Genomic DNA, 20,121 nt, shown 5'->3' on the forward strand with positions numbered 1-20,121 from the left:
CAGGTGAGAATCAGTTCTGCTCGGAAAGTTGCACCGCCATGGTGTCAGCTTCCAGAGCTTCAAACACGTGGGGTTCATCAGCGGGATAGCAGATGTAATCGCCAGGATTCAGCTCTACCGGCGCATCGCTGGGCCCTACGCGGGCACGTCCGCGGGCAATAATAATGTGTTCAACCGAACCCGGCGGATGCGGCTTTGAAGCGCGTGGCGCGCCTGGCTGACTGGTCACCAGATAGAGATCGCGTCGCCCGCCAGGCGGGCAGCTGGCCAGCAGGGCCGCCTGGTAATCAGCCAGTTCAGCAGAGACAATCATCCCTTCACCCTTACGAATAACCTGCAGGCGTTGCACCTCTGGCTCCAGCAGGCGAGCAAAGGGAATATTTAACGCCACACAGAGCGCCCAGAGGGTTTCAATGCTGGGATTGCCGTTGCCCGCCTCCAGCTGAGAGAGCGTAGATTTTGCCACCCCTGCGCGGCGAGCCACTTCGGTCAGTGAAAGTCCGGCACGCTGCCGCTCGCGGATCAGCCCGGCGGCAATAATATCAATCGGTGGTGTCACAGCGGCTCCTGTTCGTTTTATCGAACGTTTGTTCATCTTGTAAAACATCTCCTGCGCGTTCATTATACTGTCTTTATTGTTCGATATGAGATCAATATGTGATGCGTGCAGGGATTAACGTGCTTGATCGCGGCGTAATAAAAGCGATTGTTCTGGTCTGTCTGGCTGACGGTATTGTCGGCCTTTCCTATGGCTCACTGGCGGCTGCGCAGGGCTTCCCGCTGTGGGTGCCGATAGCGCTCTCAACCCTGGTGCTGGCGGGGGCATCAGAGTTTCTGTTTATCGGCATTGTGGCCGGTGGAGGAAGCCCGCTCACTGCCGCAGCGGCAGGGCTGCTGGTCAATGCGCGTCATCTGCCGTTTGGTATTGCGGTAAAAGATCTGGTGGGTCAGGGAGGCCGCAGCCTGCTTGGCTGCCACATCATGAACGATGAAAGTGTGGTATTTGGTATCTCTCAACCAGCGTTACAGCAGCGCCGGGTGGCCTACTGGCTGTGCGGGCTGGGTATTTTTGCAGTCTGGCCGCTCACCGTTATCGGCGGCGCCTTGATTGGCCGCTTTATTCCTGATGTTTCCGCAATCGGACTGGATGCCGTTTTCCCGGCAATTTTGATTGCGCTGATTTTTCCGGCGCTGCGCAAGCGGCGAACACGCATTCCGGCGCTGGCGGGGACAGCGCTCTCGGTGGCGGTCACGCCTTTTGTGCCGGCAGGAATGCCGGTGCTGTTTTCACTGCTTGGGCTGCTGAGCTGGCGGGAGCGTAAAGATGGACAATAGTCTGGTCATTGCGGGTATCGTACTGCTGGCGGTCGGAACGTACGCTATTCGTTTTGCCGGATACCGCCTGGGCAGCCGGCTGCCGATGTCAGAAAAAACGCGCAATATGCTGTCAGATGCTGCCACGGTGCTGCTGCTGGCGGTGGCGGTCACAACTGCCCTGTTTGAAGGAACACATTTTGCCGGTATCGCCCGGGTAGCAGGCGTACTGTTTGCCGTTTTTCTGGCGTGGCGACGTACGCCGCTGATTCTGGTCATAGTCGGTGCTGCAGTAATGACAGGATTACTGCGCTATCTGGGCGTATCGTAACGATTTCTCTGGCTGGCAATATCCGCTCTTCACGACTTTTGCTACCTTAACACTATAAAGCGTCGCTCCCGAACCCTTGTCACAGAGCGGCAGAGTAAGCCAGAGCAGGATTGAGGCAAAGATGGAAAATCAGGAACAAAACAGCAATCACGCCGATGAGATCGTCAACTGCGTGGTGTACCGTCATGGCGAGCGGGAAGAGCATGTCAATGTTGCAGAGATCAGCGATATCCTGAAAGAAGATAAATCGTTCGTCTGGCTTGGGCTGTATCAGCCCGAACCTGCATTCATGCAAAAACTGCAGGAAGAGTTCGGACTGCACGAGCTGGCGATTGAGGATGCTCTGCTGGCGCATCAGCGTCCCAAGATTGAACAGTATGGCGAATCCGTATTCATTGTGGTTAAGACAGCGTATATGCAGGCGCAGCAGCACATCACGTTTGGCGAGACGCATTTCTTCCTGGGCAAAAATTTTCTCATCACTGTACGCCATGGTTCGCGCGAAGGATATGCTGCTATCCGGGAAAAAGCGGAAAAGAATCATGCCATGCTGTGCCAGGGGCCAGGCTATGCGCTCTACTGTATTCTCGATTTTATCGTGGACAACTACAGTAAAATTACGCAAACGCTCAGCGAGCGCATCGGTAATCTCGAAGATAACATGTTCTCCACGCGCTTTGATAACCACGCGCTGGAGCAGGTTTATCATCTGCGACGTCAGCTGCTGGCGCTGCGCAATGCCGCGATGCCGGTCACTGAAATCTGCCCGCAGCTGGTTCGCTTTCATGAAGATATTATTCCAAAGAACCTGCGAGCCTACCTGCGCGATGTGCAGGATCATGCGCATCATGTCATGATTGATGCAGAAGATATGCGCGAAACGCTGGCCAGTGCTATGCAGGTCAATCTGGCGCTGGTTTCTGTACAGCAGAGTGAAGTGAATAAAAAGCTGGCTGGCTGGGGCGCTATTTTGATTGTGCCGACCATAGTGTTCAGTATGTATGGCATGAACTTCTCCGATATGCCGGAGCTGCACAGTCATTTTGGTTATCCGGTTGCGCTGGGATCAACGCTGCTTATCTGCTGCATTATGTGGTGGCGACTGAAACGCGCGGGCTGGCTGTAACGGCGCCCGCGCGCGGATACCTGAAATTTCAGCCTGAAATCGCCAGGATTTTTATGGCTTAAAACGGGCTGGCAGTAGGGCGCAGCGTGATTTCACTGACGTCAACTTCGCCAGGCTGGTCGATCGCCCAACCGACCGCCTGCGCTATCGATTCCGGTTTAAGGGCAATAGCCCGAAAGCTGCGCATCGCTTCCTGTGCCACTTCATCAGTGATGCTGTCAGCCAGCTCAGACTCCACGACGCCCGGATTAATAACGGTGACGCGCAGGGCGGGTGACTCCTGCCGCAGCCCTTCAGACACCGCGCGCACCGCAAATTTCGTGGCGCAGTAAACCGCCGCGGTAGGCGATACCGTAAGTGCACCAATAGAGGCGATATTGATAATATGCCCTGCCTGCTGCTGTTCCATAGCCGGCAGAACCGCAGCAATGCCATACAGCACGCCGCGTACATTGACATCCAGCATCTGGTCCCACTCCTCAACTTTCAGGGAACGCATGGGAGAGAGTGGCATTACGCCTGCATTGTTGATCATGACATCGATCCGCCCATATTTTTCCAGGGCCAGACGCGCTAATGCCTGAGTGTCCGCACGCTGTGTCACATCTGTGGTCAGGTAATCTATCCGGGCACCCTGCTGCTGCAGCTCATCACACAGCGATGCCAGCCGTGTGGCCCGACGAGCCCCCAGGATCAGCCTGTGACCCTGTCTGGCCAGGTAGCGGGCGATGGCCTCCCCAATCCCGCTGCTCGCACCGGTCAGGATAATTACTTTCGCTTTTGCATCAGTCATCTTTTTTTCCTCATGTGAAGTCGCCCTGCTATTGTTGGAAAATACCGCAACCGTCAACAGACCTATTCACGGCGCATCTTTGCCCAATCCTCTCGCGTGAGGGGCGGGCGCTGCGTCTCATGACAATGCTGAGTCTTAACTATCCGGGAGAACGTGTGATGAATGACGTGCAGCAGCAAATTTGCACCTTGCTGAACCAGCTGGCGCGACAGGAGGGATATACAACCTCTCTGCTGGATAGCGTGTTATTTATGCGCGCTAATCAGCAGTGGGCCCGCACACCGGTGCTCTATGAACCGGGCATCATCATTATTTGTCAGGGAGCCAAGCGTGCCTTTCTGGCGGATAACGTCTATCGCTATGATGCGCAACACTATCTGGTGTTATCGGTGCCTTTGCCTTTCTCAGCGGAAACGGAAGCAACGTCAGCTGAACCGCTACTGGGCCTGGCCATTCGTTTTGACGTGAATGTCCTGGCGAAACTCATTGCGCAGGTGCCGGAAAAGCCCGCGGGTGAAGAAAAGGCAGCCGCCGCGATTATCTCTACGCCGCTGGATAGCGCACTGTTACAGAGCACGCTGGCGCTGCTTCAGGTATTACGGGATCCACTCGAAGCCCGGATACTGGGGCCGGGCCGTGTGGAAGAGATCTGCTTTCGTATCCTGATGGGGCAGCAGGGTGCTGCTGTACGCGCGGCGCTGGCTTATCAGGGCCATTTTGGCCGCATTGCCCGCGCCCTGCAGCAACTTCATGACAACTGGCAGCAGCCCATAAACGTCACGCAACTTGCCCGGGAGGCGGGGATGAGCGTGCCGCGCTTTCACCTGCATTTCAAAACCGTTACGCACACTTCACCTATTCAATATCTTAAATCCCTGCGCTTACATCGCGCCCGACTGATGCTGATCCAGCAGAACATGACGGCTGCCGGAGCGGCGGCACGCACAGGCTACGAGAGTGATTCACAGTTCAGCCGTGAATTTAAGCGCCTGTTTGGCCGTAGCCCGGCAGAAGAGGCGCGCATAATGAAACAGGCATTCCGGCTGCAGTCAGCAGGGTCCGGTGAGCTTTTCTGATCTGACAGCATTGAAGGCTTTCAACACCTTGCCCATAATGCTGACCCGTCACGGGCAGCGGCTTACTGGCGTTTTATTTCGTTCAGCGTCTGCCACAGGCGCAGCACCTCTTTCTCACTGAGATTAGGCTGCTTTACCGTCTGTATAAAGGTGTCACGATCGGGCAACTTTTTATGCTGCAGATTTTCATTAATATCCTTCAGAATCGTTGTGTTGAGCTGGCTCAGCCGTGTCCTGATGACATCAAGTGGCTGAGGCTGCCATCCGGCTTCAGGCGCTGTCAGCCAGTCTGCGCGATAACGGTACTGAATCGCTTTCGCCGCATCCATCTGCGCCTGAATAAAGGGTCTGACAGAATGGCCATCCAGCCCCAGCTTTTCCGCTTCCGCTACGGACTTCGCCAGCACATTCGCCTCCTGCTGTAAATCCTCTATGGGCAAATGCCTGACAGCTTTATAACCGGCAACATCTTTCATCCAGCTGAGTCGCTGATTAACGTTTTCTGCTACGTCAGTGGCAGATGCCATTATGCTGCCGGAAAAACAGATCCCGGCAAAAAGCAGGGCAAAATGCAATTTCTTATGGAGCATCGTTACACCTCTTTATACGTTATTCCGCCTGCGGCATGAGTTTAGAGTGGTACTGCAGGCTGCGCTATCCAGACTACTGCTGATAGTGTTCTGAAAACGATTGTGGAAAGATCACACCCGGTAAACGCTGAATAATTCAGTGTCTTAACAAAGCACTATGCCGCAGATGCATTGCCTGTGAAAGATAAGCGATTATTTTTGCTGACTATTGTTGATTCTGTTCACACTATGCCGATGGTTTGCAGGAGAGTAGCAGGCCTGACAGACGTATCCTGTGCAGCAGGCCGGATATCACGCTTATGGCATCGAGCTGAACAGCGGGATCAGCTGCGGCAGGCAGCGAACTTTTCTGAAAATACGCGCATGCAGGGGTGGCGATTGCTCATAAATCAGTACCAGATGTTTGTTCGGAGCAGAGCGGACATCAGCATCGCACAGCGTGCGCGGACAGGACTGAACGATAACAACAGGGCTTTCCTGCTGACAGCCCGACTGAAGCCTGTACGTCATTTTGTTGCTTTCTTCCGGACAGTTCCGGGCCGGGCAAGCGCTGATAGCAACCCTGGTTTTGCGCACGAGCGCCCGGCGGCAACGGGTAAACAGCGCCACATATGGCGCAGAGATAACGTTAATTTTTCCGGCAGCGGAGTAATGGAATGAGCGCGAAAGTGTGGTTAGTGGATGATGATTTGTCAGTAAGGGAGTCGCTGGGATTTCTGCTGAAAACTGTGGATTATGAGGTGGCCGATTTCGGCGAGCTGGCTGCGTTTGATGCCGCGGCCACTGCAGAACCGCTGCCGCTGCGCGGCTGTTTGCTGGTGGATGTCCGGCTATCCGGCATCAGTGGGCTGGAGTGGCTGACATCACAGCGCGCCCGTCATCCTCTGCTGCCGGTCATTCTTATGACCGGATATGGCACCCTTGATGTCTGCCGCAGTACGTTTCAGGAGGGTGTATTTGACGTTTTTACCAAGCCGCTGGATATTGAACCGCTGCTTGATACCCTGCACCGCGCGATGAACGAGAGCGAACAGCGCGCACTACAGCAGAACTGATCCTGTCTGTTACGTCGTCCGGCCAGCCGGTGAGTTCTCTGGATCCCCACACAACGCTTTGCGCAAGCCAGAGCGCCTCTGACAGCTCAACAGAGGCGTTCCGGTTTTAGCTGACTTTCTGCTGCTTAAATCCGGCGATGACCTTTTTAGCGCTCAGCAGAGAGAGCATCGGGGCACCTGCCATGACGGCAAAAAGCAGCCAGGCCGCAGAGGAGGCGCCAGCGATCCCCCCCGGCGCGGACAGGCCACCGGCGTTGGCAAGCATACCTGCTATGGCGGAGCCCAGTGCGGTAGCAAACAGCTGAACCGTGGTGATAGACGTTGCGGCAGCGTCCTGATCGTCTGCGGGAGCCACCTGCAGGATGCGCGTCAGCAAATGTGGCCAGCCCAGTCCGATGCCAAACCCAATCAGAGCCAGCCCCGTCCCGATCAGCACGAGTATCTGCCCGTCGCTACTGGCTGAGCGTGGAGTTACAAACGCCAGCAGCACCATGCCAGCCAGAACCAGCGCGGGCCCTGCGGCAATTGCGCGCTTAATGCCTCGCATCTGCCAGCCGGAACTCCATATTTCTGATACCGTCCAGCCTGCCGCCATCAGCGCCGCCAGATAACCGGAAATCAGCGGCGTCTGGCCATGCAGGATTTGAAGAAAATAGGGCACAAAGGTTTCACTGGTCATGCCGATAATGAGCAGAGCCATTGTGATGTAGAGCGCCAGCAGAGGCGAATTCAGACGCAGCGCATTACGCGGTAACAGGCGGGTTTCACTGATAAATTCCTGGCGGATCAGCAGCAGTATCAGTAAGGCCGCTGCGCTTATTCCGGCTATATTCACCGTGATGGCAGAGGACATACTCCCTGCGCTCACGGCCAAAACGGCTGCGACCAGGAATATTAACTGTACCCAGGGGAGCTTACCGGTGTGAGAGGCCTCTGCCCGTTTACGCGCCGGGAAAATCAGCCAGACCAGCAGCATATAACTCAGCGTAACCGGTATCAGTATGCCAAATGCCATGCGCCACGCATCCATTTCGGCAAATATTCCGCCCGCCGCCGGACCCAAAAGCGTCGCCACGCCCCACATGCCGGAGATCAGCGCCATCGCCCGTGGCCAGAGCTTCTCCTCAAAAACGGCATAGATCATGGCATAGCAGAGTGCGAACAGAAAACCACCGCCCAGCCCCTGTAGTGCACGGCCTGCCAGCATTACCGGCATGTCGGGTGCCAGCGCACAGACCAGACTGCCCGCTATAAACAGCAGTGCCGCCACCAGATAAGCCTGCCGCGCGCCGGTTACGGCCAGCAGGCGTGCGGTCAGCGCAGAACCCAGTATTGAGGCGACGACAAATAACGTCGTGTTCCATGCGTAGAGATGCAGTCCGCCAATTTCCCTGATAACGGAGGGAAGCACCGTGGTGGCAATGTAGATATTAATGGCGTGCAGTGCGACGCCGCCTGAAAGCGCAACGGCAAAAAACAGATTTTTGCCTCCCAGTAACTCACTCCAGCTTCCTTCCTGTCCTGACGACATATAAGCCTCCCGGCATGCGTTGCGTCATTTGCCCCGTTGCTGAGCGCAGCGGGATCCGTTACATTAATAAAACAAGAAAACGCTTGGATTATTAAAGAGGGTAAAATATTTTGTCAAGCAATCGCTTGTTAAATTCGGGTGAAAGCGCACAGGCAACACCAGAACGTTTGCTTTACCTGCTGAAAACGCGCGGGCCGCTGCAGTCTGCTGAGGCGGGAGACCTGCTGGGCATGACGGCTGAAGCGGCTCGTCAGCAACTCAGCAAACTTGCGTCATCAGGACTGGTAGAGTCTTTCTCGCGGAGCAAAGGAGTAGGGCGTCCGGGACAGTTCTGGATGCTGACGCAGGCGGGACACGGTCGCTTTCCGGATGCGCATGCAACGCTGACAGTGCAGCTGCTGGATACGGTGCGGCACGCTTTTGGTGAACAGGCGATTGATCGCCTGATAGATTTGCGCGAACAGAGCAGCCGCGCCGCCTACCTGCGTGAGCTACAGGATGCTGCCAGCTTGCGGGAGCGGGTTGCGCGCCTGGCAGCCCTGCGGTCGCTGGAGGGCTATATGGCGGAGTATGAGGAGCAGGCCGACGGCACGCTCCTGCTGATTGAGAACCACTGTCCCATCTGTGCCGCTGCCGCTGCCTGCCAGGGGTTCTGCCGCGCTGAACTGATGCTGTTCAGTGAGGTACTGGAGGCGAAAGTAGAGCGCGTTGAACATATTCTGCAGCAGGCGCGACGCTGTGCATACCGCATCACGCCGCTGACAAACCTCGCGCCTGAATAAAGTACGCGGTTAATGCGCCGGGGCTGAGTGGATGGCTGGTCGCTGTGGTAATAGCCAGAGCAGCGTCACGATAAGTAGCGTCAGGGTCAGGGACGCACTATAGCGACTCAGCGCCATCCCGCCCGCCGCTAGCGGCTTATCGAGGAAATCCCCGACAACTGCACCCAGCGGCCGGGTAAGAATAAAGGCGGTCCAGAAAAGTGCGGTGCGTGAGAAGGTCGTAAAGCGGCTGCCAGCCCAGACAACAGCGAGTGCGCCGGCAAACAACATCATGCTGCCCTCATAACCCAGTCCTTCCGTGTCTGCCGTCCAGTCACCGAGTGCCGTACCCAGGGTTTGCGAAAACATAATTGTCACCCAGTAAAAAATCTCCGTCACGCTGGTATTGACTGAGCTTACCGCAACGGTACCGCAGGTCACGCGCCAGAGAAACAGCGTGAGTATTAACAGCGTGCTCAGCAGCAGCGTTCCGCCCGGATAGCCTATCCCGAGTGAGCGATCGGCAAAATCGGCCAGCGTGGTTCCCATTGTGGTGGTTGCCACCACAGTGATCCAGTAGATCCACTTATTGAAGCTGCTGTGTCTTATCTGAACAACAACGGCAACAAGAAAAATCAGGGCAAAAATCAGGGTGCCGGTGAAATAGCCGAGATTCATCGACATTGTGACTGCATCACCCCCGGTTTCACCAAGCGTTGTGGCAAGAATTTTCACTAACCAGAACGTTGCGGTGACTGTGGGTACTTTGCTTAAAGCGAGAGGCTGTGTGTTATTATTTTGCATGAAAGTGCTCCGGAAAAGCCCGGCATGGGCTGACAGAGCGACCAGATTAACGGAGTATGCTTAAGCAAAAATTAAGCAGGATGGTAAATAGTAAGCGATAAGACGGGCAGTCAGGACTATGCCGGCGCTAAATAACGCCAGCAGATTATGTCCGAAAGGCTAAAGCTCATTATTTGATGACAGGGATATCAGCCAGGCGCGTAGTGTAACGAGGCGACAGCATGTTACGTTTCATCTGCCACGCCTGGTTTCCTGTGGTCTGACTGGCAAAACCGATTTTCCCCTTCCCTGAACGGTTGATGGCGTCCAGCGCCGTCATCAGCGCAAAGGCTACAATGTCACGCGTGTCCGCCGTCGGATATTGCCAGCTGACGGGTGCCGTAGCCGAGTATCTGGGTTCATCGCCATAGCGCCCGGTCGTCACAGAGACGGTGAGATGCCGGCAGCGGGAGCCCCATCTCTTCCAGACGCTGGGCGATGCGCCAGCCAATACCCCAGATATCGCCAATGGGCGTCAGCTGCAGCTATTTTTGCTGGCGCCGGGTCTCCGAGAGATCGACCACGCCGTGTGTTTTCGTCCACTGCTTTGCCGCCTGATTCGCAAGCCTGGCCAGCGTTTTGGTCGGGCCAAAACCTACACCAATGGTCAGGCCGGTTTCCCGGCGAACGCGCTCGCGCATCTGCTGACCGAAGCGTTCCAGCGGCATATAACTGCTGATGCCGGTGACATCGAGAAAGCTTTCATCGATAGAGTACACCTCCTGCCCGGCAGCCATCTCGTCAAGTATTGCCATCATCCGCGCCGACATATCGCCATTTATGTGGAATGCAATTTAAACAAAAAAAATCAGTTACCATTCCTCTGAAGTTTATTTTCTGAACAGGAATTATTCAGCCTTGAACTACCTCAGTATGCTTACTGACAGGGGGGAAGGTTGAGGGTGGTAAGACATAGTCGGAAAATCGATTTGCCCGCCAGGATTTAATCTGCCACGCTTACTCTGAAGCCCTCAATCGGGCAATGAGTCTTATCCCTTACCCACCCCAATGCAGGAAAAATGATGATAAAAAAATACAGGATCCCGGGACTGACCGCGGTGGCGTTTCTTCTTATCAGCACCCTCGCCGGTGCCGCAGAGGAACGCTGGACGTTTGACGGCGATATCCACAACAATTCCCTTGCTGTCAGTCCCGATGAGAAAACGGCGGTGGCGTCCTACAGTGAGCGCTCTGAGGTGGTGGTCTACGACCTGGCTGCCGGGAAAGTCAGAAAGGTGCTGAAGGGATACGTCACGCCCCGCAATGCGCTTTTCTCCCCCGACGGGAAGGCCGTATATCTTTCAGACAGCAGCCTCGGCGTGGTCAGAAAAATCAGCACCGGGACGCTTGATGTGGAGACCTCGCTGCCGCTGGGGCCCGGGGCATTCGGCACAGCTATCAGCCGTGACGGTCAGCGCCTGTATGTGAATAACGAGGCCGCCAGCACGCTCTCGGTGTATGACCTGACGCACAACCGGCCCGTTGCGGTCGTGACGGGTTTTGCCCAGCCCCGTCAGGGCATAAAAATCAGCCCGGACGGCAAAACCGTCTACGTCACTAACTTTAAGGGCGATAAAATTACCCTGGTTGACGCCGTAACGGGCGAGATTCGCGGCGAGATAACAGGCTTCAGCAAGCTGCGCGCCATTTCAGTCAGCGCCGACGGCCGCACACTGTACGCGGCTAACAGCGGCAGCAACACCATCGCCGTGGTTGACACGCAGAAGCTCGCCATTACGGCAACCATTCCCGTGGGGCAGGATCCTTACGGTGCCGCCCTGACGCCGGATAACCGCTATGTTTACAGCGGCAACCTGGGCGACAACAGCCTCTCCGTTATTGATACCGCCGCCGGTAAGGTGGTCTCCACCGTTACCGGACTGGATGCGCCCCGTCAGGCCATCGTTTTCAGCAAAGACGGTGCCCGCGCGTGGGTGCTGAATAAAGACCTCAGCATTGCGGTCGTTGACCTGAAACAGAACCGCGTCACGGCCACGATTAAAAGCCCGCCGCAGGCCTGATTCAGTCCTTCCCTCACTCCGGCGGTGTGACGGTCCTTCCCGGAGTGGGAGAGTCTAACCACTTTTACTGGTTTATTTTAACTGAATAACCTGTTTTAAAGATTTAACCCGACGTGCCTATACTCTTTCTGTCTACTCAGGAGATTACGGCATGAACGATAAAATATTTACCCTGCATAACGGAGCGCGCCCGCTGAGCGCGCTGAGCAGCCCGAAAGAGGCCATACGTCAGTTCACGCCTAACTGGTTCGCCGCGACCATGGGGACCGGTATCCTGTCTCTGTCTCTGGCGCAGTTCCCCTGGCCGGTTCCGGGATTACGCCTCGTCGCCGAGGGACTCTGGATGTTTAACATCTTCCTGTTCAGCGTCTTTGCCGTGATGTATCTGGCCCGCTGGGTGATGTACTTCGGTGAGGCAAAGCGCATCTTTGGCCATTCAACGGTGTCCATGTTCTTCGGCACCATCCCGATGGGCATGGCCACCATCATCAACGGGCTGCTGGCGTTTGGCCTCCCCCGGTGGGGGGCTGACGTCATTCCCGTAGCGCACGCCCTGTGGTGGCTGGACGTGGCGATGTCGCTGCTGTGTGGCGTGTGTATTCCCTACATGATGTTTACCCGGCAGCAGCACAGCATTGACCAGATGACCGCCGTCTGGTTACTGCCGGTCGTGGCCGCCGAGGTTGCGGCAGTCAGTGGCGGCCTGCTGGCACCGCACATTGCCGACCCCCACGCGCAGCTCGGCATCATTATTACCAGCTACGTGCTGTGGGCGTACTCGGTGCCGGTGGCGCTGAGCATCCTCGCCATCCTGCTGCTGCGTATGGCGCTGCACAAGCTACCACACGAAAGCATGGCGGCCTCAAGCTGGCTGGCACTGGGGCCGATTGGTACCGGCTCGCTGGGGATGCTGGTCATCGGCGGAGATGCGCCCGGGGTGTTTGCCGCGGCGGGCATGCCGGAAATCGGTCATATCGCGCAGGGCGTGGGGTTCGTTGCCGGCATTCTCTTCTGGGGCTGCGGCCTGTGGTGGATGCTGCTGGCCACGCTGATAACCGTGCGATACTTCCGTGAAGGCATTCCGTTCAATCTGGGATGGTGGGGCTTTACCTTCCCGCTGGGCGTGTACACGGTCGCCACGCTGAAGCTGTCCACCCTCGTTGACCTGGCGTTCTTTAAAGGCTTCGGTGCGCTTCTTGTCGTCATGCTGGCCGCCATGTGGCTGCTGGTCGCGGTGAAGACGGTGCGCGGGGCATGGAGCGGGAAACTGTTTGTTTCCCCCTGTCTGGCAGGCCTGGACCGGAAGCCGTGAGTGAAACCTGCACGTCGCTGCTGGACCCGTTTTTACGCGAGGAACGCCTCGCGGCAGTCACCGCGCCGCACGTGGCCGCGCTGAATCGCTGGGTCAGCGGGCTGCGTCAGCACGGCGTGGAGCTGCCGTGGTTTGATCCGGCCGACGGCGGGACCGGGGCCGGACTGCTCGTCCTGCTGCAGTCGCCGGCGCGCAGCAGCCCGTCACCCCGGTTTGTGTCGCGGGATAACCCGGGGCCGGCCCAGCAGAACCTGGGGCGGTTTCTGGCGGAAGCCGGTATTGCGCGCCGGGACAGCGTGCTGTGGAATACGGTGCCCTGGGTCAGCGACGGGCCGCAGAAACGGCCCTCAGCGGCGGACATCCGCAGCGGCTGCGCCTGGCTTGAGGACGTGCTGGCGTATCTGCCCGCGCTGCGCGTGGTGGTGCTGGCCGGTGCCGTAGCGGCTCAGGCCCGCGGGACGGTCAGTCATCAGTGCCCCGGCGTCACGGTGCTGAAGATGCCTCACCCCAGTCCGCTTTCACTTTGCACAAGCCCGGCGGTGCCGGAAAACATCCGCCGGGTGCTCCGCGAAGCACGCGCTGCGCTGGCGGGCTGAGGGTGCCAGCAGAATAATACTGACAGGCTTTCCGTCTGGCTCTATACTCAGAGTACAGGGTGATGGCGTTCCACCTTTCCCAACCGCTCCGTTCCGGAGCTGATGACGCCTGATGTGACTCTTGATTTTCAGGAGGTGCGTCAGGCCGTCCTTACTTTCCTCCCGGCCTGCGTACTTCCCTTTACGGGGAGAGACCCTTGATACACGTTTTTGGCCACATCAATCCTGACAGCGACGCCATCTGCACGGCGGTCGTCACCGCTCACTGGCTGACCGGGCGCGGCATGGACGCCCGCGCATGGCGTCTCGGCGAGGCTAACCGGGAAACCCGCTTTATCTTTGACACCGCCGGTCTTACGCTGCCGCCGCTGCTCGCTATTCCGCTGCAGGATGAACGGGTGTGGCTGGTCGATTTCACCGAGCCGGCGCAGGGGCCTGACGACCTGCTCCGGAGCAACGTCGTGGGCATCACTGACCACCACCGGCTGGGCGGGCTGATAACGCAACTGCCGCCGGAGGTGCATATCCGCCCGGTTGGCAGCAGCGCCACGCTGCTCTGGCTGCTGATGGACGCTGAAGCGCGCCGCACGCTGCCCCCGACGCTCGCCGTGCTTCTGCTGGGCGCACTCCTGAGTGACACCGTGAATCTTCGCTCGCCGACCACCACCGAAGACGATATCCGTTCGGCGACCGAACTGGGCGTGCTGTCCGGCGTAAACCGCAGAGCCTTCGCCCGTGACCTCCTCACCGCCAAAACGGACGTCAGCGGCCTCAGCGCCCAGCAGCTGCTGGGCAGGGACCTCAAGGCCTTCGTCATTGCCGGCACCGACGTGCGCATTGCCCAGATTGAGGTCAGCTCACCGACACAGGTTGCCCCCGTGATGGACGACCTGCTCGCTGCCCTGGCGTATCTGGCGGACCAGTCGGGTGCCGGGCTGACGGTGCTGATGTTGACCGACATTCGCGCCGGGTTTTCAACGCTTTACTTCGCCGGGCGGGAGAGCGTTAACGCGGCCTCCTGCTCCGTACCGGGCATGCTCAGCCGCAAAAAACAGCTTCTGCCGTGGCTTGAGTCCCGCCTTAACCAGAACGGGAGTTCATTATGACCTGCTACACCCACGCACTGATACTTGTGAACGACAAAGACGACGGCACCCTCCTGCTGAAACGGGCGGTCGCGCTGGCGCAGCCGCTCGGCATGAAAATCACCCTGGCCCACATCAGCGACGACTACCGGGAAATGAACTACGTGTCCGACAGCCTGATGGACGACGTCGTGTCGGAAGAGGTGCTGAAAGCCAAAGCGTTTATGAGCGAGCTGGCGGCCTCCGTGCCTGAGGCGGTAGACACGCGGGAGCTGGTGACCATGCGCCGCTTTGAGGACGTGGAGAAGTGCATCAATGAGCTGGGCGTGGACCTCGTGCTTGCCGGGCACCGCAACCGCTTTATGGGAATGCTGACGTCCCGCTCGGCGGAATACATCAACCACCTCACGGTGGATGTGCTTATTACTCACCTGAATGACTAAACCGGGAGAAACGCTATGCACTTTACACTGGATAACGTGACCGCCCGGGAAATTCTTGACTCTCGCGGCAACCCCACCGTTGAAGTTGAGGCCCGGACCCCGGACGGGATGATGGCACGCGCCTCGGTGCCTTCCGGGGCCAGCACCGGGTCGCGCGAGGCCGCAGAGCGCCGCGACGGTGACGCACAACGTTTTGGCGGCAAAGGCGTGCTGGATGCCGTCAGGGCGGTTAATACGGAAATCTGCGAAGCCGTGCGCGGCCTGGACGTGCGCGAGCAGCGGCAGCTGGACAACATCATGCTGATGCTGGACGGCACGGAGAACAAGAGTCGCCTGGGTGCCAATGCCATTCTGGGCGTATCGCTGGCGGTGGCCCGGCTGGCGGCACAGGCCTCGCACGAGCCGCTGTGGCGCTACCTGGGGGGCCTGCAGGCGAATCTGCTGCCCGTGCCGTGCATGAACATCATCAACGGCGGCGTGCACGCCCGCGGTCAGGGCGCGGACTTCCAGGAGTTCATGATAGCGCCACACGGGGCACCCACGCTGCGCGAGGCCGTGCGTCAGGGCAGCGAGGTCTACCAGGCGCTGCGCCAGATCCTGCTGGACAAAAAACTCTCAGCGGCAGTGGGCGACGAAGGCGGTTTTGCGCCCGCCGTGTCGTCGAACCGTGACCCGCTGGCGTTTATCGTACAGGCGATTGAGAAGGCGGGATACAGGCCCGGAGAGGACATCAGCATCTGCATGGACCCTGCCTCAAGTGAGTTTTTCGCTGACGGTCAGTATCATCTGCGCACCGAGGGCAGCGCGCTGAGCGCGGCGGAAATGACGGCATACTACGGCGAGCTGATGGACCAGTTTCCGGTCATCCTGCTGGAAGACGGCCTGGCCGAGGACGACTGGGCGGGCTGGAAGCATCTGCACCAGCAGCTTGCGGGCAGGGCCGAGCTGGTTGGTGACGACCTGTTTGTAACCAACGTGAAGTACATCCAGCGCGGCATTGACGAAAACCTCGCCAGCGCCGCGCTGATCAAGCTCAATCAGATAGGCTCGCTCAGCGAAACGCTGGACGCCGTGGCTCTCTGCCAGCGGCACGGCTGGGGTGCGTTCATGTCTCACCGCAGCGGGGAAACCACGGACACGTTCCTTGCCGATCTGACGGTGGCCCTGCGCGCGGGACACCTGAAAACCGGCGCGCCGTGCCGCGGCGAACGCGTGGAAAAGTACAACCAGCTGATGCGCATTGAGCAGGCGCTGGGTGAGGACGCGCACTACGCGGGGCTTCATGCGTTTGTGCGCCGCACGTAACACATCCGCCGGACGGTCCCCGTCCGGCAAAGAAGGAATGCCTGTGGCCCCTGCAACGCTGATCCTCCTGCGGCACGGCGAAAGCCAGTGGAACCGGGAAAACCGTTTTACCGGCTGGACGGACGTGCCGCTGACGGTCAGGGGGCGGCAGGAGGCCGACCGGGCCGGTGACGCGCTGCGGGCAGCGGGCCTTATGCCCGACCGTGTCTTCACCTCGGTGATGACACGCTGCGTTCACACGGTCTGGCGGGTGCTGGACCGTCTTGACCGAAGCTGGACGCCCGTGGAAAAGAGCTGGCGACTGAACGAGCGCCACTACGGTGCGCTGCAGGGGCTGAACAAGGACGACGCTGCCCGGATGATGGGGGAAGAGACCGTCCGGCTATGGCGCAAAAGCTTCAGCGGCATTCCGCCCGCAGACGCGGAGGCTCCGGCGCAGCTGCGTCGGGATCTGCGCTACCGCCGCGTTGCGCTGGCCGACCTGCCTGCAACGGAAAGCCTGGAAATGACGCTGCGTCGCGTCATGCCATACTGGCACCACGTTGTGGTGCCACAGCTGCGCTGCGGAAGTACCGTTCTGATTGTGGCGCACGGCAACACGCTGCGCGCCCTGACCGCCTTTCTGAACGGCATGCCCCACGACAGCGTGGCACAGCTGCACATCCCGACCGGCGTGCCGGTTGTATATGAAATGGATACGGCCGCACAGGTCGTGTGCCGTTATGTTCTGAATATTAAAAAAAAGGAGTGAACGTGAATCAGCTTTTTGCCGTCATCACCGGCGGTGCTTTAGGGTGTGTTATCCGCTGGCAGCTGGGCGCGCGCCTGAACGCGCTTTTTCCGGACCTGCCGCCGGGGACGCTGCTGGTCAACCTGCTGGGTGGATTTATCATCGGGGCGGCGCTGGCGTATTTTCTGCGCCATCCCGGCCTCGATCCGGCCTGGCGGCTGCTCATTACCACCGGGCTGTGTGGCGGAATGACGACCTTCTCCACATTCTCAGCTGAGGTTTTTGCCCTGCTGCAGTCAGGCAGCTATGCCTGGGCAGCCGCCTCGGTGCTGATACACGTGCTGGGTTCGCTGGCCATGACGGCGGCCGGATTTTATATCATGACGCTGTGTGGTTAACCCGGACCGTACGGCCTCTATCCAGGGGAGACCTCAGTGCAGCGACCGCTGCACTGAGGTCAGACAGTTCAGTATATTGTTCAGAAGCGCTCTCTGCGGGCCTGATCCGACAGGGTTTACGCCTGTAAGGCTTCCCCTAAATCCGGGACACTGTCGTGACAGAGTTTCAGGTCTGCCTGTTCTGGTAAAGGTCCCAGCGATTGCCATAGATGTCCTCAAACACGACAACCATTCCGTATTCTTCCTCGCGCGGCTCCTGACAGAAGTGGACGCCTTTTGCCTTCATAGCATTGTAGTCGCGCCAGAAGTCATCGGTCTGCAGGAACAGAAAAACCCGTCCGCCGCACTGGTTGCCGATAAAGCCTTCCTGCCGGTCGTTCGACGCGCGGGCAAGAAGAATAGCACAGTCGCTGTCAGGGTCCGGCGTCACCACGACCCAGCGCTTACCCGGCTGCGGCGTGTCCTCAATCAGGGTAAAGCCCAGCTTATCGGTGTAATACTCAATTGCACGATCGTAGTCATCGACCACGACAGCCACATACCCCATACACCGCTTCTGTTTTCTCATCTGCTGTTCCATCAGTTACGTCATAACGCCCGCTATAATCAGATTCATATCAAATACGACGTTCGGTCGTCTGTACTGACTCTGAACTGACACCCTCAGACCGGACATTGAAAGCATTTGAGCACTCAGGATTTTGGGCCCAATTTTGTAAGAGCCTGCTCAACCTTTTCAGCATCCTGCTCCAGTACGGCTTTCTCATCGGGAGTGAGCGGGACCTCTTCGAGGTAACGCCGGATGGATGCTTTACTCTCCAGAATAAGCCCGCGCGCGCTGTCCTTCAGCAGGTTAAAATCGCAGCCGATGCAGGCCATCCGGTGCGGGCAGCTGCTCCAGAACGGATTTGTGCAGTATGAATCACCTAAATCATAATACGTTGCAGGTCCGGTCAGGCTGGCGGCGTCAGGGTCGCGATCAATCAGTACGCTGATCATGTGCGCGACTCTGTCTGCTTTTACAAACGAGGCGGCCAGCTGTGTCGGGCGGATACGGAGATAATGCATGGTGGACTGGGGCGTTGAGTGACCAGCCCACTGCATCAGTTCATACAGTGACATGCCCTGCGGTACGCTGGCCAGTGCGGTCACGGCTGAGGCGCGTCCCCGATGGCTGGTTATCACTCCGCCGCTGTCTTCAGAAGGAACGCCCGCTCTTGCGCAGAGCATCGGTATCACCGTGCGGTTGAGGATAGCGCTGCCGGCAGGCTTCCCCCGGTACTGAAACAGCAGCCGGACCTTCTCACCGGTCCGCTCATCAGCCAGCATGGCCTGTTCTGCCGGGCGTTCGGCCAGCCAGATGTCGACATATTTTTTTACCACTGTCGCCACGGGTTTAACAAAGGCTTTTGATGTTTTTCCGGCGGGGACATGAAGGTAACAAAGGGTTCCGGCCGGGATGACGCTGCCGTCATCTTTCGTTATTTCATCTGCCTGCGGCGCGATGCAACCGGTAGTCAGGCGGAGCAGCTCATTTTTCCTCAGCCCCGCATGGGTCCAGATGACGGCCATCGCCTGCAGCATGGCCAGCGGATAATGTATTTCAGTAAGCAGGTCTTCCTGACGCAGATTGAGGCTGGCCCAGATGAGCTTGAGCCAGACCGGATCGTCGATAACACGGGGATTGACGTCGCGCCGAAACAGGGTGGTATCCGGTGTGGAAAGATGACGGGCAGGGCTGAAGCGCAGGCGACCCCAGCCCCAGTTTTCGTAGTCGACCATAAAACGGCGCAGTGAGTAGATAAAATGCGCCCTTGAATGCGGCATCATAGGCTCACCGGATCGCACCGATTTTCGGGTGCCCCTTTCCGTGCCCAACTGTAGCTCATCCACGTTCATTCGGCCGACCGCAGCGATAAAGCTGGCGCAGATTTCCATGCTCCAGTCTGACGGTTCACGCACCTCCGGATGCGCCTTTGCCAGCCAGAGGCCGCAGCGCAGTATAAAGCTGTACTGGCCTTCACGGGTGCGAGGCCTCAGCACAGACGTTTCCCGCCAGCGCCGGCACCACCTGACCCAGGCCGGATCGATCCCGTCTACGGGTTTTTCATACCATCGGGTATAATTACGCATCCTCATCGGGGCGCTGAAGATGCCCAGCGCAGCAAGGCCGTGTGAAATCCGGCCAATGTACCGGGATGTCCCGCTATCTGTGTTGTTCTGGGCTTCCCACAGCAGTTCAGGCGTAAAGGTTTCAAGACGGGGATCTCTGTTCATGACCATCAGCGTGGCCAGTATGCCCGACAGATGCGTGACCTGACTACCCGCAGCATAGCCCAGCGATTTCAGGGTTTCAGTCAGGCGGTGAAGCTCCCGGAAGTAAATAGCCTGACCAAAAATGGCACAGGTATACAGGGCAGGTTTTCTGATGTCTGGCAGGCTGAGGGGATCATACCGTCCGGCGAAATGCCATGCAAAGGCGGCCATCAGCGGCCGTCCTTTTCCGTCCGTCCGGCTGAATGTCTGCCAGCGTTCCTGCGGCCATCGCCAGTACGGTATACCCGAAAGGTGCATCTCACGCAGGAGGTCCAGTATTATCAGGTCAGCAACCTCGCGGCTGCATCCGCTTTCTGCTGCGATGTCTTTCAGCGGCCTGATAAACTCAGGAGCAGGTTTCATCCGCAGCAGCCTGCCCCGGCTGTGAGAGGTGGCCAGTGCGGCCTTTTCAGGCTCAGTCAGTAAAGCATCAAGCCTGTAAGCGGAGAGGTCGAAGGGAGCCCACACATTCTCAGGTAGTTGCGAGGGTAACAT

Annotated in this window: 25 protein-coding genes and 1 riboswitch; of the genes, 14 read left to right on the forward strand and 11 right to left on the reverse strand. The window is 58.2% G+C overall.

The genetic code is table 11. The annotated features are described in order from the left end of the window. Positions 1–10: 10 nt before the first annotated feature. The gene (locus B3041_RS02690) at positions 11–559 is read right to left on the reverse strand and encodes a helix-turn-helix domain-containing protein (RefSeq protein ID WP_292968951.1); all 549 of its coding nucleotides are present in this window, start codon (positions 557–559) and stop codon (positions 11–13) included. Positions 560–660: 101 nt separating this feature from the next. Here B3041_RS02690 and B3041_RS02695 point away from each other — a divergent pair, with 101 nt between their 5' ends. From B3041_RS02695 to corA, 3 genes are all read left to right on the forward strand, one after another. Then, on the forward strand, positions 661–1,335 hold the full coding sequence (locus B3041_RS02695) for an AzlC family ABC transporter permease (protein WP_065647556.1): 675 nt from the start codon (positions 661–663) through the stop codon (positions 1,333–1,335). After that, complete coding sequence (locus B3041_RS02700; RefSeq protein WP_065647555.1) at positions 1,325–1,645, forward strand: AzlD domain-containing protein; 321 nt, start codon at positions 1,325–1,327, stop codon at positions 1,643–1,645. Before B3041_RS02695 ends, B3041_RS02700 begins: the two co-directional genes overlap by 11 nt. 121 nt (positions 1,646–1,766) lie before the next feature. Next, the gene (corA, locus tag B3041_RS02705) at positions 1,767–2,771 is read left to right on the forward strand and encodes a magnesium/cobalt transporter CorA (RefSeq protein WP_065647554.1); all 1,005 of its coding nucleotides are present in this window, start codon (positions 1,767–1,769) and stop codon (positions 2,769–2,771) included. A 58-nt stretch (positions 2,772–2,829) separates the two neighbouring features. Here corA and B3041_RS02710 read toward each other — a convergent pair whose 3' ends face one another. After that, the gene (locus B3041_RS02710) at positions 2,830–3,564 is read right to left on the reverse strand and encodes an SDR family oxidoreductase (protein WP_065647553.1); all 735 of its coding nucleotides are present in this window, start codon (positions 3,562–3,564) and stop codon (positions 2,830–2,832) included. 119 nt (positions 3,565–3,683) lie between these two features. Between B3041_RS02710 and B3041_RS02715 the strand changes: the two genes are divergently transcribed. After that, the gene (locus tag B3041_RS02715; RefSeq protein WP_292968954.1) at positions 3,684–4,640 is read left to right on the forward strand and encodes an AraC family transcriptional regulator; all 957 of its coding nucleotides are present in this window, start codon (positions 3,684–3,686) and stop codon (positions 4,638–4,640) included. A gap of 62 nt (positions 4,641–4,702) precedes the next feature. Here the strand turns inward: B3041_RS02715 and B3041_RS02720 are convergent, their stop codons facing one another. Both B3041_RS02720 and B3041_RS02725 read right to left on the reverse strand, forming a co-directional pair. Then, complete coding sequence (locus B3041_RS02720) at positions 4,703–5,230, reverse strand: chorismate mutase (protein WP_065647551.1); 528 nt, start codon at positions 5,228–5,230, stop codon at positions 4,703–4,705. Between the two features lie 297 nt (positions 5,231–5,527). Further along, positions 5,528–5,839: a hypothetical protein gene (locus B3041_RS02725; RefSeq protein WP_292968956.1), complete on the reverse strand. Its 312-nt coding sequence runs from the start codon at positions 5,837–5,839 to the stop codon at positions 5,528–5,530. A gap of 47 nt (positions 5,840–5,886) precedes the next feature. Between B3041_RS02725 and B3041_RS02730 the strand changes: the two genes are divergently transcribed. Next, entirely contained in the window at positions 5,887–6,285 is a 399-nt protein-coding gene (locus B3041_RS02730) for a response regulator transcription factor (RefSeq protein WP_292968959.1), read from the forward strand. A gap of 106 nt (positions 6,286–6,391) precedes the next feature. On the opposite strand, the gene B3041_RS02735 is transcribed toward B3041_RS02730, so the two are convergent. After that, on the reverse strand, positions 6,392–7,816 hold the full coding sequence (locus B3041_RS02735; protein ID WP_292968962.1) for an MFS transporter: 1,425 nt from the start codon (positions 7,814–7,816) through the stop codon (positions 6,392–6,394). A gap of 125 nt (positions 7,817–7,941) precedes the next feature. Here B3041_RS02735 and B3041_RS02740 point away from each other — a divergent pair, with 125 nt between their 5' ends. Then, positions 7,942–8,598, forward strand: a complete 657-nt coding sequence (locus B3041_RS02740) for a helix-turn-helix transcriptional regulator (protein WP_292968964.1) — start codon at positions 7,942–7,944, stop codon at positions 8,596–8,598. A gap of 9 nt (positions 8,599–8,607) precedes the next feature. Here the strand turns inward: B3041_RS02740 and B3041_RS02745 are convergent, their stop codons facing one another. The 4 genes from B3041_RS02745 to B3041_RS02760 all read right to left on the reverse strand — a co-directional run bounded on the left by B3041_RS02745 (position 8,608) and on the right by B3041_RS02760 (position 10,175). After that, a complete protein-coding gene (locus tag B3041_RS02745; RefSeq protein ID WP_292968966.1) occupies positions 8,608–9,381 on the reverse strand; it encodes a hypothetical protein in 774 nt (257 codons plus the stop codon). Between the two features lie 169 nt (positions 9,382–9,550). After that, positions 9,551–9,700, reverse strand: coding sequence for a DUF4113 domain-containing protein (locus tag B3041_RS02750; RefSeq protein ID WP_292969277.1), 150 nt, complete (start codon positions 9,698–9,700; stop codon positions 9,551–9,553). Positions 9,701–9,779: 79 nt separating this feature from the next. Further along, positions 9,780–9,905 carry a hypothetical protein gene (locus tag B3041_RS02755; protein WP_349678553.1) on the reverse strand — a complete coding sequence of 42 codons (126 nt, stop codon included), beginning with the start codon at positions 9,903–9,905 and terminating at the stop codon, positions 9,780–9,782. Continuing rightward, the gene (locus tag B3041_RS02760; protein WP_292968968.1) at positions 9,906–10,175 is read right to left on the reverse strand and encodes a hypothetical protein; all 270 of its coding nucleotides are present in this window, start codon (positions 10,173–10,175) and stop codon (positions 9,906–9,908) included. 267 nt (positions 10,176–10,442) lie between these two features. Between B3041_RS02760 and B3041_RS02765 the strand changes: the two genes are divergently transcribed. The 8 genes from B3041_RS02765 to crcB all read left to right on the forward strand — a co-directional run bounded on the left by B3041_RS02765 (position 10,443) and on the right by crcB (position 17,310). Next, positions 10,443–11,441 carry a YncE family protein gene (locus B3041_RS02765; protein ID WP_014606787.1) on the forward strand — a complete coding sequence of 333 codons (999 nt, stop codon included), beginning with the start codon at positions 10,443–10,445 and terminating at the stop codon, positions 11,439–11,441. A 151-nt stretch (positions 11,442–11,592) separates the two neighbouring features. After that, positions 11,593–12,753 (forward strand): TDT family transporter, encoded by a 1,161-nt coding sequence (locus B3041_RS02770; protein WP_014606788.1) that lies wholly within the window; start codon positions 11,593–11,595, stop codon positions 12,751–12,753. Next, complete coding sequence (locus B3041_RS02775; RefSeq protein ID WP_014606789.1) at positions 12,750–13,349, forward strand: uracil-DNA glycosylase family protein; 600 nt, start codon at positions 12,750–12,752, stop codon at positions 13,347–13,349. Before B3041_RS02770 ends, B3041_RS02775 begins: the two co-directional genes overlap by 4 nt. A gap of 49 nt (positions 13,350–13,398) precedes the next feature. Beyond that, a riboswitch (Fluoride riboswitch) is annotated at positions 13,399–13,468 on the forward strand. A gap of 78 nt (positions 13,469–13,546) precedes the next feature. Further along, positions 13,547–14,455 carry a DHHA2 domain-containing protein gene (locus B3041_RS02780; protein WP_014606790.1) on the forward strand — a complete coding sequence of 303 codons (909 nt, stop codon included), beginning with the start codon at positions 13,547–13,549 and terminating at the stop codon, positions 14,453–14,455. Further along, entirely contained in the window at positions 14,452–14,877 is a 426-nt protein-coding gene (locus B3041_RS02785) for a universal stress protein (RefSeq protein ID WP_014606791.1), read from the forward strand. The genes B3041_RS02780 and B3041_RS02785 overlap by 4 nt, the downstream gene beginning before the upstream one ends. A gap of 15 nt (positions 14,878–14,892) precedes the next feature. Further along, positions 14,893–16,182, forward strand: coding sequence for a phosphopyruvate hydratase (gene eno, locus B3041_RS02790; protein ID WP_014606792.1), 1,290 nt, complete (start codon positions 14,893–14,895; stop codon positions 16,180–16,182). A 43-nt stretch (positions 16,183–16,225) separates the two neighbouring features. Further along, positions 16,226–16,933 (forward strand): 2,3-bisphosphoglycerate-dependent phosphoglycerate mutase, encoded by a 708-nt coding sequence (locus B3041_RS02795; RefSeq protein WP_028722238.1) that lies wholly within the window; start codon positions 16,226–16,228, stop codon positions 16,931–16,933. A 2-nt stretch (positions 16,934–16,935) separates the two neighbouring features. After that, positions 16,936–17,310, forward strand: a complete 375-nt coding sequence (crcB, locus tag B3041_RS02800) for a fluoride efflux transporter CrcB (protein WP_010260804.1) — start codon at positions 16,936–16,938, stop codon at positions 17,308–17,310. 166 nt (positions 17,311–17,476) lie between these two features. Here crcB and B3041_RS02805 read toward each other — a convergent pair whose 3' ends face one another. Continuing rightward, the gene (locus B3041_RS02805; RefSeq protein WP_014606795.1) at positions 17,477–17,878 is read right to left on the reverse strand and encodes a VOC family protein; all 402 of its coding nucleotides are present in this window, start codon (positions 17,876–17,878) and stop codon (positions 17,477–17,479) included. A gap of 125 nt (positions 17,879–18,003) precedes the next feature. Next, the gene (locus B3041_RS02810; RefSeq protein WP_047714191.1) at positions 18,004–20,121 is read right to left on the reverse strand and encodes a tyrosine-type recombinase/integrase; all 2,118 of its coding nucleotides are present in this window, start codon (positions 20,119–20,121) and stop codon (positions 18,004–18,006) included.

The organism is Pantoea sp. UBA4549, assembly GCF_002387285.1.
Classification (GTDB): Bacteria; Pseudomonadota; Gammaproteobacteria; order Enterobacterales; family Enterobacteriaceae; genus Pantoea; species Pantoea borealis.